The following is a 17,091-nucleotide window of genomic DNA, read 5'->3' on the forward strand; positions in this document are numbered from 1 at the left end:
CGTGTCGTACTGGGACGGCGGCTACGTCAAGCTCGATGTGACCGACCCGACGAACGCCGAGTTCCTCGGCGACACCGACTACCAGGCCATCGACCCGCTGCTGAAGGAGCGCACCCGCATCGAGCTGCCGCCGGAGGGCAACGGCCACCAGGCCGAGTTCACCGCCGACGACCGCTTCTTCATCGCGACCGACGAGGACTTCGCCCCCTACGCGGTCGGCGACTTCCAGATCACCACCGGACCCAACGCGGGCACCTACCCGTCGGTGGCGGTCGGTGGCGCCGCGCCGGTGACGCTCCTGCCCGACAAGAAGCTGAACGGACCGACCGTGTACGTCGGCTACGCCTGCCCCGACTCGGCGGCGGTGCCGCCTCCCCCCTCGAGCCTGACGCTCGACCCGGGGGAGGAGCGCATCGCGGTCATCCAGCGGGGTCCGGTCAACGACCCCAGCGCCCCGGAGGATCCGTGCTTCCCGGGCCAGAAGGCCGACCAGGCGGTGGCGGCTGGCTACGACGCGGTGCTGTTCGTGAACCACCACGCGGGCGAGGCGGCGAGCCCGACCGCGCCGTTCTGCGGCTCCGGTGCCTTCACCCAGCCGGTCGTCGCGGTCTGCACTACCCACGATGCCTTCCACAAGCTGTTCGACAGTGTCAGCAGCGCGTACCCGGAGGCCGACCCGGTCCTCGGGGACATCGGTCACGAGATCTTCGTCGAAGCGGTGTTCGACGGGTGGGGCTACGTGCACCTGTTCGACGCCGAGACGATGCAGGACCTCGACCAGTACGCGATCCCGGAAGCGCACAGCGAGGCGCACGCGCTCGACTCCGGCGACCTGTCGGTGCACGAGGTCGCCACGCACCCGACCGACGCGCGTGCGGCGTACCTGTCGTACTACGCGGGTGGGATGCGCGCCGTCGAGATCCAGTGCAAGGGCAAGAAGGCCACCAACTGCGAGCTCGTCGAGACCGGCGGCTACCTCGACGAGAACGGGAACAACTTCTGGGGCGTCGAGACGTTCATCCGGGACGGCGAGACGTACGTGCTCGGCAGCGACCGCGACCACGGCCTGTGGGTGTTCACCGATCCCACCCGGTGACCGCACGTCGGTCCGGCGTCAGGGGTGGCGGGTCTCCCGCCACCCCTCCGTCGTACTGACCCGGCGCGTCAGACCGAGGTGCGCCGGCGTGTCGCCCGCAGGCGGAGGTGCGCCCCGACCGCCGCGAGCACGAGCAGCAGCGCGACGAGTCTCAGCGCGCCCCGACCGGTCGCGCCGTCCACGAGCGCCTCGATCTGCGCGAGCGCCGTCACGGCTGCGTCGAGGTCGCCGCTGACGTAGGCGGCGGTGGCGCCGTCGAGCCCCTCGGTGCCCACCAGCCCGATCCGGGCGATGGGGTTGGCGCCCCGCCGCCGCGCGTCCAGTTCGACGAGGTCGTCGCCCACCGACTCGTAGCGGTCGAGCAGCGCCCCGAGCTCGTCGAGGTCCCCGGCGGACTCGTACTCGGGCTCGATCGCGTCACTGGGGTCGGCGTCGACCTCCGAGGTGGCCGCCGCGAGCGCGGCGACGCGCTCGAGGACGGCGTGCGCTTCGGCGGCGCGCTCCTCGGCCGGTCCGAACTCCCAGCGGGCCAGCTTCTCGCGCACCGCGAGCGGGGCGCTCCACGCGCCACCGGCCGCCACCAGCTCGTCGTGGACCACCAGTGCCGCGGCTCGTGCGTCGAGCATCCGCGCCTGACCGTCGTTGAGGACGTGTGCGACGAACACCTCCTCGGCCCGTTCCGACCCGCCCACCCGCTCGAGCAGGTCGAACAGGTAGCGCCAGTCGCGCAGCCGTCGCAGTTTCTCGGGATCGCCGTCGCCCTGGTAGGCGATGTGACCGGCGAGCGCGGCCGCGATGACGTCGCGCAGCCCGTCGTCGCCGATCTCGTCGGCGAGCTGCTGCACCACCGCGTACGACGCGTTGTAGGCGAACTCCTCGACCGCGAAGTCCTCGTCATCGAACGCGAAGACCTCGGTCCAGTCGTTGAGCGGACGGGCACCGGGGGCGGCGGGATCGATCGGGTCGGGTGGCAGGCTCTCCTCGTCGAGCTGCGCTGCGGCGCGGTTGGAGATGGTCTCGGCCAGGCCCTCGTAGATCCAGCGCTGCGTGAACAGCTCGTCGTTGAACCACACGTGGGTCAGCTCGTGCAGCAGGGTGTGCACGTCGAGCTCGTCGCCGACCTCGATCAACGCCAGCTCGGGGACGTAGAAGCCGGCGTAGCCGACGTGGTAGCTCGCCGAGGACTCCAGCACGGTCAGCTCGTCCTCGGGCAGGTCAGCGCCGATGAGCTCGATCAGCGCGGGCAGGCCACGCTCGACGGTCTCGGTCGCGAACGCCGCCCAGGCGTCGTCGCCGGGCCACGCCTTGACGGCGACCTCGGCGTCGCCGATCGACACCTCGCGGACGACGAGGCGGTCGTCGTCACGGGCGGACGCGACCAGCAGCGCATCGTCGAGGTGGGCCAGGTCGTCGAAGCGTTGGATGCGGCGGCCGTCCTGCTGGTCGACCTCGCCGCGCAGCCCGTGCAGCGAGTTCGACAGCGACAGGTGGAACGACTCGGGGAGGTCGAAGACGATGTCGATGCGGCCTGGATCCCCCGGAGCGAAGACGAACCAGCTCGCGAACGCGTCGTTGACGCGGGTGACCGACTCCGACCGGGCGGGCTGGCCGGGCAGGTCGAACTCGACCACGATCGACTGCGGGGCGCCGTGCACCAGGTTGGGTGACAGGTCGACGTCGACCAGCGAGACACCGTCCTCCTCGGCGCGGACGCTCACGGTCAGCTCCCGCCCCGACGAGGTGCGTGCGACGGCGTTGGCGACAGGACCGATGGTGGGGATGGCGAAGCTGTCGACGTACGGCGTCTCGATGTAGAAGGTGCTGACGCGAGAGGGCATCGTGTTGGTGAGCGACAGCTCCATCGTGACTTGGACGAGCTGCGCGGGCGGGTCGAGCCGGTAGGTGGACGTCGCGTCGACGATCAGGCCGTCGTCGGCGTCCTGTGCCGTCGCGGGCTGCGCGAGCAGTCCGAGCGTCGCGAGCGCCAGCGCAGCAACGACGACCGCGCCGCGCACACGCGGGCGCCGACCGAACCGCGATGCGGAGAGCTGAGCGTGTCCCACCGATCCCCCGAGCGCACGGGGGACGCGTCCGGGTCCCCTCGTGGAGTCGTCTCTCACGTCGGCAGGGCGGACCCCCACTCAAGCTCGTCCCCGCTACGGGTCGGGTTGTGTCCAGGTACGGCCATGACGTGGCCGCGTCATGGATCCTCCGTACATCGAGGAAGGGTTCTCGCGGGTCAACGTCGAAGGAGCCGGTACGGGAGAGAGCGTGCTCCTCCTCGCTCACGAACGTGGAGGAGCAGAGGGAGGATGCACGATGCGCGGACGTCACCGTTGGCTGTCGTCGATCACGGTGCTCGCCTTGGCGGTCACCTCGCTGGCTGTCACGAGCGCTCGGACCGGACCGACCCTGGTGGCCACGAACGAGCCGGCCTACCAGGCTCTGGCCCGGGTGTGGTCCGACCCCCACGGGTGCCTGTCGTACGGGCTGCCGCAGACACCCCCGAACGTCTCCCCCTGGGCCAAGGGGCGGGCCTGCGCCACGCAGTTCCTGTCCTACCAGGAGGTGATCGACGGGGCGCGCTTCCTGCAGCAACGCTTCCCCGAGTTCGTGTCGGTCATCCGTCTCGACCAGGCCTACGACGATCCCGACTTCCGGTCCGCCGGCATCCCCCGCACGGTGACCATCGATGACGGCACCGCCAAGGTGCTGAGCCGCGACCGGCGGCCGCTGTACCTGCTCAAGGTCACCGACTCGACCTCCGAGATCCCCGAGTCGCACCGCCTGCACTTCGTGTACGGGCTGTCGATCCACGGCATCGAGCGGGCCGGCGTCGAGGGCGGCGTGCGCGCCCTCGAGGATCTGGTGACCTGGGCCGCGTGCGAGCGTGAGGAGTACCAGCAGGACACGCCGGCGTGCGCCATCGAGGGGCCGTTCCCCAAGCCCATCGTCGAGGGCCAGACCGATCGGCCGGTACCCACGGCGGGCGAGACGCTGCGGCGCTCGGTCATCTACTTCCAGCTCGCCAACCCCGACGGCTGGGCGCGCGGTCAGGCCGATCCGGCGGAGATCCGGGACGGCTCCCCCAACCTCAACTACACGCCGGGCGTGTTCTACCAGCGCTACAACGGCAACGGCGTGGACATGAACCGCGACTGGCCCGGGCAGGGCTACGTCTACCGGCCGTACTCGCCTGCCTCCGAGCCGGAGACTCAGGCGTTCACCGAGGTGCTGCGCGGCATCCGCGACACCATCTCGCCCGACGGACCGCTCGGCCAGCGCTTCGCGGGCGGCATCGACCTGCACGGCCAGCTGGTCGCCGAGGCGTACTCGTTCACCCTCCTCGGTGCGGGACAGCGCGACTACCGCAAGAACCTGTCCACCGTCGACCAGTCGCTGCGGACCTGGGAGGACCAGACCCAGCGGCTGGCGTGGTCGCCCTACATCGGCACCCTGTTCGACGTGGCCGATCAGTGGGGCACCGTGATCGACACCATCGGCTACCAGGTGTCCGGCGCGATGGCGGACTGGTACGAGAACGACGCCATCGGCCTGGGGGCGGTCGGTATCGACAACGAGATGTCGCTGTCGCACCTGGCGCCCAACAACGTGTTCGAGCCGATCAACGAGCAGATGCACATCGACGGGAACAAGGGGCTGATCTACTCCCAGATCGCCTCGATGCTGTCCGAGACCGACGAGGACTTCCTGCTCCAGCCGACGGGCAGGATCGGCTACGTCCGCAACCCGGTGCGGATCGAGGGCGACGGTGCGCCCCGCCTCGACAACCCCGGCTACCCAGCACAGAACGACATCGACGTCGTGGTGCCGTGCCAGTCGACCCTCGGCGTCGACATCGACGCCACGCTGCCGTGCAAGGGCGTCACCTACCAGGGAGGCGGGACGCCCTGGGTGGAGTTCGACGTGCGCGGTCCGGCGGAAGGGATCTGGAACGGCGGTATCACCGTGACCACGACCCACCTGCACGCCACCGGCATCTCGGCGGGCACGATCGCGAGCGTCTTCCTGGAGCGTCTCGACGAGGAGGGCCAGTGGCAGACCGTCGCCAGCGACTTCAACCAGTCGATCATCTACCTGCAGGCGGGCCAGATCGTGACCGCCAACGACCCTGAACCGGGGCGCTGGCGCGTACGGCTGGGCAGCTCCGCGGGGCAGCCGGCTCGCATCCGGATCGACTTCAACCCGGTGACGGCGGAGGAGGATCCGGGACAGGCCGCCTTCTCCGCGTCCTCCATGGACTTCTTCGAGGATCTCAACGACTACATCGCGGATCCGAACCTGCAGGTGGAGCCGGTCTCGGTCGAGCAGATCGCGGCCGACCCGAGTGTGCTGGACGTCTTCGACTCGCTGGTGGTCGTCAACCGGATCGGCGAGCGTGGGTTCCTGACCGGGAAGCTCGGTCTGTCCGCGGCGGTCGCCGACGCGTACTTCGCGGCGCTGCGGTCGTTCGCGGAGGGCGGGGGCAACCTGGTGCTGACCGACGGGGCGCTGGTCGCGGCCGAGGAGTTGGGCGTCGTGCCACTGGGGTCGGTGGCCACGGGCAACGCGGGTGCGGGCCGTGGCCTCGCCGCCCGCTACGAGTTCGACGTCCAGGGGCGCGGCGACACGTGCAACGTCGACCCGCTGCTCGCCGACGTGTGCCTGCCCGGCACCGCCGGCGGGACCACCCGCGTCGCGGTCGAGCCGACCCCGCTCGGCTACTCGCCCGATGGCAACCTCGACGACGGTCTCGACGCCATCGAACCGGTGGCACGGATGCAGCAGGCTTGGGTCGACCGGACCGCGTGGGAGACCGGCTGCACCAAGACGGACCCGGCGGAGTGCACCGCGTCGACGTTCGTGGGCGAAGGATCCGGGCAGACCGCGCTCGGCGAACACGCGGTCGGCGACGGCGTGGTGCGTATCGCCGGGGCGATGTTCCCTGACCCCAACTTCGCCCCCGGTGGCCCGCGTGACATGCGCTTCGGCGTCGCGTCCTACGCGCTGTCGTTCTCGGCCTGGCAGATCTTCCTCAACCTCGTCGACTACCAGCGCACCTGACCGCTCCGCGTCTCGAGTCCAACGAGACGCGACCGGCTTTCAGGCCCGTCGCGGCTCGGGCAGCCGCGGATGGCGCTACGGCCGGGGCGCGGGTCGTCCAACTCCCGTCACTCACCGGGCCCGTAGAGACCGAAAGCGAGCTCGGGGTCGCCGGGTACCCAGGAGTCCTCGAACTGCGAGCGGTTGCCGATGGCGCGGGCGCGTTCGAGCAGCTCCGACCCCAGCCGCAGCTGGCGCCGCTCCCAGTCGGCCAGCGCGTCACCCAGCTCGTCGTGCTCGACCAGGACATCGGCGAGGATCCACGCGTCCTCCGCTGCCTTCGCGGTGCCTGCCGCGGCGTGCGGCCGCACCGCGAAGGCCGCGTCGCCGATGAGCAGCACCCGGCCGAAGGCCATCCGCGGCACCGAGATGTCGTAGATCACCTGCACGAACGTCGCCTCGGTCCTGAGCACGACCTCGGCGATCTGTGGGGCGAGGTGGTGCTCGGCGAACGAGCGGATCTCGTCGACGAACTCGTCACGGGGCGCGCCCGGCGGCAGCGAGGTGCTGTGCTGGCGGCCGTCGCGATCGGTGAGCAGGTCCTCGAGCTCCGCGCCCGCCCCGACGTTGCGGTACCAGACGAAGTTCATCAGGCGGCGCCCCGGCTCGAGCTCGCCCTCGATGCTGGGGATCGGGTAGACGAGGATGTGGCTGTCGGGCACGAGCTGGTAGGTGATGGCGTCGCGTAGATCCTCGAACGTGGCCTCGGTCAGCTCGGCCTCCGGGACGGTGCCACGCCACGCCACGTACCCGGCGTACTCCGGCTCGACCTGCGGCAGCAGCAGCGACCGCGCCGTCGAGGCGATCCCGTCCGCGCACACCAGCAGGTCGCACCCGTGAGACGTGCCGTCCTCGAAGCGCACCTCGACGTTGCCGTCGGTCTGCTCGAAGCCGATCATCTCCTTCTCGAGGTGGTAGCGGTCGGTGCCGAACAAGTCGAGCAGCGCGCGGTAGATCGTGTTCCACGACGAGAACCGGATGCGGCGGTCCTCCTCGAACTGCACGCTGCCGTCGGGCTCGAGGTAGCGCACCTTCGGGGTCGCGGTGATGACGGTCTCGACATCGAGCACGTCGTGCTCGACGAAGTAGCGCACGGTCGCGTCGAGCACCGCGATCCCCGCCCCGCGCGCCTCGAGCTCCGCGGTGGACCGCTCGAACACCTCGACGTCGCAGCCGCTGTCGCGCAGCACCAGCGCGGCGGTCAGCCCCCCGAGGGACCCGCCGACGACGGCCACACGCAGACCCTCGTGCGCGGTCCGGTTCTCGCCTGCCTGGCCCGTCGCGATCGTCCTGCGCCCCCGGCTACGGCCGGCCGAAGGTGGTCACCTTGTCCACCCTCGCTTCGAACAGCACGCGACGCTCGTCGATCGAGGGGTCACGCAACCCGTAGGGCGGCTCGTTGCCGGTGTACTTGACCCAGATCCGGTCCACGTGCTCCGCGGCCCGCTTGCCCTCCTCGGGGTCGTCCTCGTGGACCTCGTTCGTGACCGTGCCCCAGATGCTCAGCCAGTGGTAGGGGTTCTCTGGGTTCATCAGGCAGATCGTGAACTTGGGGTTGTCGCGGAGCCAGCCGGTCTTCTTGCGGTGCTCGGCGAAGTTCAGCAGCAGCGTGTTGCCCTCGTAGTCGAACCAGATCGGGTTCAGCGCGGGCCGCCCGTTGGGCGCGGTGACGGCGATGATCGCCGTGACCGGATCGTCCATGAGCTGGCGGTACACGTCGGGCAGGTCGGTGAGGCTGGAGATCTCCTCCTCCTCCACGACCGTGAACTGTCCGGCGCCGGTGCCCTCGGCGACATCGCGGAACTTGCCTACGGTGAAAGCCATCGCGTCTCCTCGCTCCAACTCCCTTCACACTAGACCAGCCCGGGATGCCCTGCACCGGGCCACCACTTAGCGCTTAGGCTCGCTGCGCGACCGATCGACCGAGGAGGAGCGGTGGCCCGCGAGCGCTACGACCTGGTGATCGGCGGCGAGTCCCGCCCCGCCGCCTCCGGCGAGCGGTTCGTGACCTACGATCCGGCGACCGGCGACGAGCTCGCGTCGGTCGCGCGCGGCGGGGCCGCCGACATCGACGCGGCGGTCGGGGCGGCCCGCGCAGCGTTCCGCAGTGACTGGCGTGACCTGCCCGTGTTCGACCGTGCCCGGCTGCTCCGCAGCTTGTCCGCGGCGATCGCAGCCCGCGAGGACGAGCTCGTGGAGCTGGAGTCGCTCGACAGCGGCAAGCCGCTGAGCCAGGCCCGCACCGACGTGTCCGTGGCGGCCAAGTACTTCGAGTACTACGCGGGCATCGCCGACAAGATCCAGGGTGACACCATCCCGGTCTCCCCGGAGGTGTTCGCCTTCACCACCCGCGAGCCCTACGGCGTGACCGGCCACATCGTGCCGTGGAACTACCCCCTGCAGATCGCCTCGCGGACCCTCGCCCCGTCGCTGGCCGCCGGCAACTGCGTCGTGCTCAAGCCCGCCGAGGAGACCCCGATGACGGCGGTCATCCTCGGTGAGCTCGCGCTCGAGGCGGGGCTGCCTCCGGGAGTCGTCAACGTGGTCCCGGGGATCGGCGAGGAGGCCGGTGCCGCGCTGGTGCGCCACCCCGACGTCGACCACATCGCGTTCACCGGTTCACCGGAGGTGGGGCGCGAGGTCATGCGCTCGGCGGCCGACAACATCACCCCGGTCGGGCTGGAGCTCGGAGGCAAGTCGCCCCACCTGGTCCTGGCCGATGCCGACATCGACGCGGCGGTGCCGTTCATCGTCAAGGCGCTCATCCAGAACGCCGGCCAGACGTGCTCCGCCGGGTCGCGGGTGGTCGTCGACCGCACCATCCGTGGCGACCTGGTGGACGCGCTGGCCGACGCGTTCGGGGTGGTCAGCATGGGCCGGGGCATCGAGGATCCCGACCTCGGCCCGCTGATCTCCGAGCAGCAGCTCGAGCGCGTCGTCGGCTACGTCGAGCGCGGCCGCTCGCAGGGCGCCACCCTCGTCACCGGAGGCGAGCGCGCCGGCGGGGACGGCCTCACCAACGGCTACTTCGTCCCGCCGACGCTGTTCGTGGACGTGGAGAGCGGCAACGACATCGCCCAGGACGAGATCTTCGGGCCCGTCCTGGCGGTGCTCGACTACGACGACGAGGCCGAGGCGCTGCGCATCGCCAACGACAGCCGCTTCGGTCTGGTCGCGGCGGTGTGGACCCGCGACGTCGATCGCGCGCTGTGGCTCGCCCGCGAGCTGGAGGTCGGCCAGGTCTTCGTCAACACCTACGGCGCCGGCGGGGGGGTCGAGATGCCGTTCGGCGGCTGGAAGCAGAGCGGGTTCGGGCGCGACAAGGGCGTCGAGGCGGTGCGCGAGTACACCCAGGTCAAGACCGTGGCCGTGCGCGTCCGACCGAGCTGAGAACATGTCCGTCGAGGAACTAGTCGAGGAACTCGACCGTGATGAACCGGATCTGGCTGTCCCCGGCGTTCTCGAAGTCGTGGATCATCGAGTCCTCGGGGGAGTTGCGCTGGTAGCTGGTGTCGCCCTCGTCGTACCGGCGCACTTTCAGGGTGCCGTCGTCGGAGCGCTGCCGGCCGATGCCCGCGTCGACGACGGTCCAGAAGTACTCCCGGTCGTGGATGTGGAACGCGCCCCGCTCGCCGGGTTGCAATCGCACCTCCCAGACGCGGACGCGCTCGTTCTCGAACAGCACCTTCGACCCGATCTCGCGGTTCTCGGGCGCGGCCTCGAGCTCGTCCGCGAACTCCGACCGGTCGAACGTGCCTTCCTCGAGCACCTCGGGCATCGCCACCACCTTCCCGTCGCTCCCGGCCAGCCTAGGTGGCCTGTGCGCAACACATGCTTCCGCCTGACCGGCCGAGCTCGCCGCTGGCGGTGTTGCCGTCGTCGTCCGTACGGCTCCGGTACGACCTCCTCCGGCGCCTTGCCAGCGGTCGCGGCGTGAGCGCGGCGGCGGACGGTCCCGAGCGCGAGCTAGCCGCGACGATCGTCGGGGCGCTGGCCGCTGCGGGGACCGACACGATGTTCGGGGTGCCGGGCGGGGGCGCCAACCTCGAGTTGGTCGGTGCCGCCGAGGAGGCCGGCCTGCGGTTCGTGCTCGCTCACGGCGAGACCTCGTCGTGCATCATGGCCGGCACGTACGGCGTGCTGCGCGACCAGCCCGGTGTCGCCACGATGACCCGTGGCCCTGGCGCGGCGTCGTCGGTCAACGGGGCTCTGCAGGCCACGCTCGACCGCGCCCCGCTCGTGCTGGTGACCGACACCGTCACGGCCGATCAGGCCGCGTGGGTTCCCCACCAGCGGGTGGACCAGCGCGCGCTGTTCGCGCCGGCGACCAAGCTCAGCGCGACCATCGGGGCGGATGGCGACGCGCTGGCGCGGGCCGCGGTTGCGGTCGCGCTGGCGCAGCCGGCCGGGGCGGTGCACCTCGACTTCGACCCCGGCGTCCGCAGCGACGCGCCGCCGCCGGTCCCGATGCTGGCGGCCGCGGCCGACCCTGCGGCGATCGAGCGCGCGCAGCAGCTGCTGGCGTCCGCGCACCGACCGGTCGTGCTGGCCGGCACCGAGGCGTGGCCGTGGGTGGCCGAGGTGCGCGGGTTCGTGGAGGCCACCGGCTGCCCGGTCATGACCACCTACCAGGCGCGCGGGATGGTCTCGGACCGCTCACCCCACGCGGCGGGGGTCTTCACGAACGGGACGATCGAGCGGCCCCTGATCGACTCTGCTGACCTGATCCTCGCGGTCGGTCTCGACCCCGTCGAGCTGATCCCCAAGCCGTGGACCTACACCGCCCCGGTCGTGTCGCTGCTGCCGTGGCACATGGACGAGCCCTACTACCTGCCGACGGTCGAGCTCGTGGGCCCGGTCGGGGCGAGCCTGGCCGAGCTGCGCCCCGCGGTGGTCGCGGATGGCTGGGACGCCGACGAGGCGGCGAGGTTCCGTCGCGACGCACTGACCTCGCTGCGCGTCCCGTCCGGTGACCGCTTCGACCCGGCCGATGTCATCGAGGCGATCGACGACTGGGCCCCTGACGACGCCACCGTGACCGTCGATGCGGGCGCCCACATGCTCGTCGCCGTCCCGATGGTCACGGTCACCGAGCCGCACGGCCTGCTGATCTCCAACGGCCTCGCGACGATGGGTTACTCGATCCCCGCGGCGATCGCCGCGTCGCTGGCCCGGCCGGGGCGGCGCACGGTCGCGTTCACGGGAGACGGCGGGCTCGGCATGATCCTGTCCGAACTCGAGACGATCGTACGGCTCGACCTCGACCTGACGGTCGTGGTGTTCAACGACGCCGCGCTCAGCCTCATCGAGATCAAGCAGGGCGAACGGCACGGCGGTCAGCCCGCGGTGCGCTACCGCGGCACCGACTTCGCCACCGTTGCCGAGGGCATGGGGTTGCCCGCGACGGTGGTGACCACCCGCGCCGACCTCGAGCGGGTGCTCGCCGCGCACGAGCGGGGCCCGGTGCTCATCGACGCGCGCGTCGACCCCTCGTCGTACCGCCACGTCATCACCGTGACCCGCGGCTGAGCCTGACGTCGGCGGCGCCGGAGGGCCGACGTCGGCGGGGCGGAGACCGTGGCTCCGTGGAGACCTGTGCTCACATGTGAGGCAGAACCTCCACGCAGCGAGGGCGGGGCGGGGCAGGGCGCGCAGGAGCGGGGCGCTGTGCGGCGGGTCTTTGCCGTTGGCAGCAACTCGCCAGTTCCGCGGCAGGTCATGCTGGGGTCCGTGACGAAGTCAGCACCGGAACCGCAGGACGACGGTCGACACAGGGGGACCGACGTGGCGCGACGACTCCGATCACGGGAACTCCGATCACGGGTACTCCCATCACGGGCACCACGGTCGGGGGCGCGACGACCGACGGGGGCGCGGATCGGGAGGTCCGTGGCCGTGATCGGCGTCACGGTGGCCCTGGCCGGCCAGCCGCTCGCCGCTAACGCCCATCCCCGCCCCGGCGTCACGGCGCGGGTCTCGGTGGCGAGTGATGGCGCCGAGGGCGACAAGCCAGCCGCCAACAACCTCCCCGCGATCAGCGCGGACGGCCGCTTCGTGGCGTTCGCGAGCTTCGCCTCCAACCTCGTACCGGGCGGCACCGACCCCGAGTACGAGGACGTCTTCGTGCACGACCGTGCTACCGGTACCACCGAGCACATCTCGGTCTCCAACGACGGAACCCCCGGCAACGACGCCTCGTGGTGGCCCTCGATCAGCGCCGACGGCCGCTTCGTCGCGTTCGCCAGCGCCGCGACCAACCTCGTCCCCGGCGACACCAACGAGCGCTGGGACGTCTTCGTGCACGACCGGGCGACCGGCGTGACCGAGATCGTCTCCGTGGCGAGCGACGGCAGCCAGGCCGAGAACCCGTCGTACTGGTCGGCGATCAGTCCCGACGGCGGGTCGGTGGTGTTCGTCAGCACCGCACCCAACCTCGTCGCGGACGACACGAACGGCCGGCAGGACATCTTCGTCCACGACCGCGCCACCGGCGTGACCGAGCGGGTGTCGGTGTCCAGCGACGGGACGGAGAGCAACGGCCACTCCCGCGGGCCCGTGGTCAGCGCCGACGGTGCCTCGGTGGCGTTCTACAGCTCCGCGTCCAACCTCGTCCCCGACGACGACAACGCCGGCGACGAGGACGTGTTCGTCCACGACCGCGAGACCGGCACCACCGAGCGGGTCTCGGTGACCAGCGACGGCCGCGAGGTCGACGGCCTCGGCAACAACACCTGGACCCCGGCGATCACGCCCGACGGCCGCTTCGTGGCGTTCACCCACTCGGCGTCCACGCTCACCCAGGGCGACAACAACCTCTACTGGGACGTCTTCGTGCACGATCGGCAGGCGGGTACCACCGAACGCGTGTCGGTGGCCAGCGACGGCCGAAGCGGCAACAACAACGCCAACTCCCCGTCGATCAGCGCCGACGGCCGGTTCGTGGCCTTCGACAGCTTCGCCAGCAACCTCGTCCCGGGGGACACCAACCGCGCCTCCGACGTCTTCGTCCACGACCGTGCCACCGGTGCGACCGAGCGGGTCTCGGTGGACAGCGGCGGGAACGAGAGCGACCGCTCCTCCTGGCCCACCGCCATCAGCGCGAACGGCCGCTTCGTCGCCTTCAACAGCCTCGCGAGCAACCTGGTCCCCGGGGACGGCAACGGCGGCCGGGACGTCTTCGTGCGTGATCGCGGCGCACCCCTGGGCGTCGGCGGGCTGGTGGCCGAGCAGACCGGAGGTTCCGTGCGCGTCTCGGGCTGGGCGACCTCCTCGGGCACGGTCACGAGCGAGGCGACCGACGCCGACGACGACGGCGCGTTCGGCCCGCTCGACGCCGACACCCTCGGAGCGGAACTCACCGGGGCCACGCTCACCTACCGCCCCGAGCAGGAGGACCACCTCGTCCGGTGGAGCCTGGAGTCGCTCCCGCGCGGGCCGCTGGTGGCGGGAGCGGTCGGCGGCGGCTACCCCGGAGTGGTGTACGGGCTGGAGTTCGAGGCCGACGGCACCCGCTTCGAGATCCGTGCCCTGCGTGAGTCAGCCACCTCCGATCCTCCTCGCGTGCCCCACGCCGCCCTCTACCGCTGCGCCCCGAGCTGCGTGCAGGAGGCACTGCTGGACGGCGGGTTCGGGACGGTGACGACCGAGGTGTGGGTGGCGCTGCCGCTGGACGTGCTCGGCGCCGAGGTGGAGAGCGAGCTGTCATCGTTGCGCGCTTTCACGGCGATCGGGGAGGCCGCTGTCGGCGGCCTGGTGGAGCTGGACGAGATGGACCTCCCGGCGGCCGGGATCCCCGACCTGCGGGTGGAGCTGGGCATCGCGCCGGACACCACGGTCGAGGACGAGGTCGCCTTCGCACACGCGGTGGCGCCCTCGGAGGGCGCGTTCACCGCTGACGTACCCGTCGACGGGCTCTCCCCCGGCACGTACCGGGTCTGGGCACGGACGTGCCTGGGCGCGGCCTGTGGGCCCGCGTCGTCGGTGGAGGTCGCCCTGTGACCACGCGACCGCGGTGGCCGCGCCACCTGTTGCCGCTGGTCGGCGTGTGGCTGCTGCTCACGCCGTTGGCCGCGGTCGCACACGGTGGAGGGGTCGGCCCGCCGGTGCTGCTCGACCAGGTGGTGCCGACGGTGATGGAGGAGACCGCCACCGTCCCGGTTGACCTCGACGGTGACGGTGCCGACGACCTCGTCGTGCTCAGTCGGGATGGGGTCGCCCAGCGGTACGCGCCCGACGGGACGCCGCTGTGGTCAACGTCCTACGTCGAGATCGCCCATGCCATGGGGGTGGAGCCCTACCGGGCGAACCTGCCCTTCTGGGCCGACTTCGAGGGTCTGACCTCGTGCGGCTCTGCTCGCTCGGTCGCCTTCCACGACGTCGACGGCGACGGGACGCGCGACGTGTTCGCGCTGTTGTGGCTGCGTACGCTGGCACCGAACGTCGCCCGCACGGCAGCGGTCCAGCTCGACGGCGTCACCGGCGAGGTGCTCCGCGCCGAGCCGCTGGACGGACGGGCGCTGGCCCAGACGGTCGGGGACCTCGACGGCGACGGCCGGTTCGAGCACGTCGTGGTCCGCGAGGACGGGCCGCCCGTGGACTGGCGGAGCGGGCCCGAGGAGGACCGGTCGATGATCGAGGGCAGCGGCGCGACTGCCACCGTCCGCGCGACCGACGTCGCGACCGGCGAGCTGCGATGGACCTTCGACACCGGCGCGACCTGGCCGGTCGTGTCGGGCCTCGTCCTGGCCCCAAGGGCCCAGGGCAGCGACGTCGTGGTGAGCCTCGGCGGGTCCAACGACGGGCCCAAGTGCACCGGCTCGGACGTCGGGGCGCAGCCGCAGCGGGTCGTCGCGTTGGCCGGCGCCTCCGGTGCGGTCCGCTGGGACACCACCGTCGACGGCCTCGGTCAGGACCTGCTCGGGCTGCCCGACGGTGGCGTCGTGACGTGGACCGACGATGCCGGCGGTGTGGTGGAGGTGCTCGAGGGTGCCGACGGCTCACGCCGCTGGCGGGTCGGTGGCCTCGCCGGTGGCGGGGTCCTGGGAGCGGTCAGCCGGGCGGGCGGTGAGCTCGCCGTGCTGTCGGCGCGGCCCGTCGACGACGACGAGGTCGAGAGCCGGCTGGCGCTGCTCGATGTCGCGACCGGGGCCACCGTCGCCGACACCCCGCTCGACACGGGCTCCGGCGAGCTGCCGTCGCGCCCGGACCTGCGGCTCGCGGGAACCGGCCTGGAGGACGAGACCGCCCCGGTCGTCGTCGCACGGACCGCCCGGACGGTCTCGGCGGTGACGGCCGCCGGTGACCTCGCCTGGCAGGAGACCAGCGCCGGGACCGCGCGGCACGTGCTGGTCGTCACCGATCCGCCCGACGCCCCGCGGGTGTGGACCCAGGGCACCTTCGAGCGCACCCGCGCGACCGACGACGGCCTCCTCGTCAGCATCGGCTCGATCGACACCACGGACATGTATCGCCTGGTCGCACGGTCGGTGGCCACCGGCGACGCGGACGGCAGCGTGCCTCTGCTCGCGAACGTGCTCGGCGCCACCCGGGCGGACATCAGTGGCGACGGCGTCCCCGACCGGATCTTCGGCGGGCTCGGTCAGGTCCTGATGGCCACCGACGGCACGACCGGGGACGTGGTGTGGCGGACCGACCTGCGCACGCCCATCGTCGACGTGTGGTCGGAGGACCTCGACGCGGACGGCTCACCGGACCTGCTCGTGGAGGCCCCGAAGCAGGCCTTCGGCGTCCGTGGCCACGACGGTGCGGTCCTGTGGAGCTACTCGCTCGAGTTCCCCGTCCTCGACGGCTTCGCGGCCGGCGCGGGCGGGGCGTGGCGGGACGCCGAGGTGAGCGACGTCACCGGCGACGGTGTGCGCGACCTCGTGCTGGGCTTCCGCACCGGGACCGATGAGCGCTGGTCGCCGGCTGGCAACGGCAAGGTGATCGTGCTGGACGGCACCACCGGGGCCGAGCACTGGCGCACCGAACTGCCCTTCTTCGTTAAGGGCGTCAACGCGGTCGCCGTGGGCGACGTCACCGGCGACGGCGTTCCCGACGTCGCCGCATCGCTCGACGCCATCGGCGATGCCGTGTACTACGGCGTTGTCCTGCTGGATGGCACGGACGGCAGTCAGGTCTGGGCCGTCCACGAGTTCACCGGCGGGAAGCGGGACACGTGGGGACGTGACTCGGTCGAGCTGGTGGACCACGGGGGTGACGGCGATCTCGACGTTGCCGTGCTGACCCGGGAGATGGGCGACCTGTTCCCCCAGCTGCGCTACGCCGCGGACGTGCGCGTCCACGAGGGCGCCTCCGGTGCGGTCCTCGATTCGGCCCGCGTCGCCACCCCCGACATCGAGCTGAACGCCGTGACCGCGCTCGACACGGCCGACTTCGGTCCCGCGGGGGAACTCGTGGTCGCCTACGGGCGCTACTTCTCGGAGGGCAGCGGCCACGTCCTGGTCCACGCGTACGACCCCACCGACATGAGCACACGTTTCGCGATTGGGGTCCCGACCGACACCTCGGCCCGAGACGTGGTCACGGGCGATCTCACCGGTGACGGGATCGCGGAGATCGTGCTGCCGACCACGACCGGCCTCTTCGTCGTGGATGGCGCCGCCGCACTGGCTGGCGAACGGCTCGTGCTGGCACGAACCGAGCCGCACCACCCGCTCAAGGGGGTGCTCGTCGACGCGGACGGCGATGGTGTCGCCGAGCTCGAGACGCTCGAGACCCCGGCGGGATGGCCGCTGCAGATCGGGCCGGAGTTCATCAACCACACCGCCGGGGCGGTCCGCTCGCTGGGCCTGCTGGACCTCTCCCCGTGAGACGCGACGGGCGGACGTGTGGCGGGAGTTGACACCGGGACGCTGGTCGGCCTAGAAGCG

At 71.5% G+C, this 17,091-nt stretch carries 10 protein-coding genes; 6 read left to right on the forward strand and 4 right to left on the reverse strand.

Annotated features, from left to right (window positions below):
- Positions 1 to 1,096: hypothetical protein (locus tag KY469_15085; GenBank protein ID MBW3664423.1), on the forward strand; the 1,096-nt coding region annotated here is incomplete at its 5' end.
- A gap of 68 nt (positions 1,097 to 1,164) precedes the next feature.
- Here KY469_15085 and KY469_15090 read toward each other — a convergent pair.
- On the reverse strand, positions 1,165 to 3,159 hold the full coding sequence (locus KY469_15090) for a hypothetical protein (protein MBW3664424.1): 1,995 nt from the start codon (positions 3,157 to 3,159) through the stop codon (positions 1,165 to 1,167).
- Positions 3,160 to 3,415: 256 nt separating this feature from the next.
- Between KY469_15090 and KY469_15095 the strand changes: the two genes are divergently transcribed.
- Positions 3,416 to 6,160 carry a hypothetical protein gene (locus KY469_15095; protein MBW3664425.1) on the forward strand — a complete coding sequence of 915 codons (2,745 nt, stop codon included), beginning with the start codon at positions 3,416 to 3,418 and terminating at the stop codon, positions 6,158 to 6,160.
- Between the two features lie 107 nt (positions 6,161 to 6,267).
- On the opposite strand, the gene KY469_15100 is transcribed toward KY469_15095, so the two are convergent.
- Complete coding sequence (locus KY469_15100; protein ID MBW3664426.1) at positions 6,268 to 7,434, reverse strand: FAD binding domain-containing protein; 1,167 nt, start codon at positions 7,432 to 7,434, stop codon at positions 6,268 to 6,270.
- Positions 7,435 to 7,501: 67 nt separating this feature from the next.
- Positions 7,502 to 8,023, reverse strand: coding sequence for a pyridoxamine 5'-phosphate oxidase family protein (locus KY469_15105; protein ID MBW3664427.1), 522 nt, complete (start codon positions 8,021 to 8,023; stop codon positions 7,502 to 7,504).
- Positions 8,024 to 8,134: 111 nt separating this feature from the next.
- Between KY469_15105 and KY469_15110 the strand changes: the two genes are divergently transcribed.
- A complete protein-coding gene (locus KY469_15110; GenBank protein MBW3664428.1) occupies positions 8,135 to 9,589 on the forward strand; it encodes an aldehyde dehydrogenase family protein in 1,455 nt (484 codons plus the stop codon).
- 19 nt (positions 9,590 to 9,608) lie between these two features.
- Here the strand turns inward: KY469_15110 and KY469_15115 are convergent, their stop codons facing one another.
- Positions 9,609 to 9,977 (reverse strand): hypothetical protein, encoded by a 369-nt coding sequence (locus KY469_15115; protein ID MBW3664429.1) that lies wholly within the window; start codon positions 9,975 to 9,977, stop codon positions 9,609 to 9,611.
- Positions 9,978 to 10,132: 155 nt separating this feature from the next.
- Here KY469_15115 and KY469_15120 point away from each other — a divergent pair, with 155 nt between their 5' ends.
- The 3 genes from KY469_15120 to KY469_15130 all read left to right on the forward strand — a co-directional run bounded on the left by KY469_15120 (position 10,133) and on the right by KY469_15130 (position 17,031).
- On the forward strand, positions 10,133 to 11,728 hold the full coding sequence (locus KY469_15120) for a thiamine pyrophosphate-binding protein (protein ID MBW3664430.1): 1,596 nt from the start codon (positions 10,133 to 10,135) through the stop codon (positions 11,726 to 11,728).
- 360 nt (positions 11,729 to 12,088) lie between these two features.
- Positions 12,089 to 14,197: a hypothetical protein gene (locus KY469_15125; protein ID MBW3664431.1), complete on the forward strand. Its 2,109-nt coding sequence runs from the start codon at positions 12,089 to 12,091 to the stop codon at positions 14,195 to 14,197.
- Positions 14,194 to 17,031 (forward strand): PQQ-like beta-propeller repeat protein, encoded by a 2,838-nt coding sequence (locus KY469_15130; protein MBW3664432.1) that lies wholly within the window; start codon positions 14,194 to 14,196, stop codon positions 17,029 to 17,031. The genes KY469_15125 and KY469_15130 overlap by 4 nt, the downstream gene beginning before the upstream one ends.
- The last annotated feature ends 60 nt before the right edge of the window (positions 17,032 to 17,091 follow it).

The organism is Actinomycetota bacterium (genome assembly GCA_019347575.1).
Classification (GTDB): Bacteria; Actinomycetota; Nitriliruptoria; order Nitriliruptorales; family Nitriliruptoraceae; genus JAHWKY01.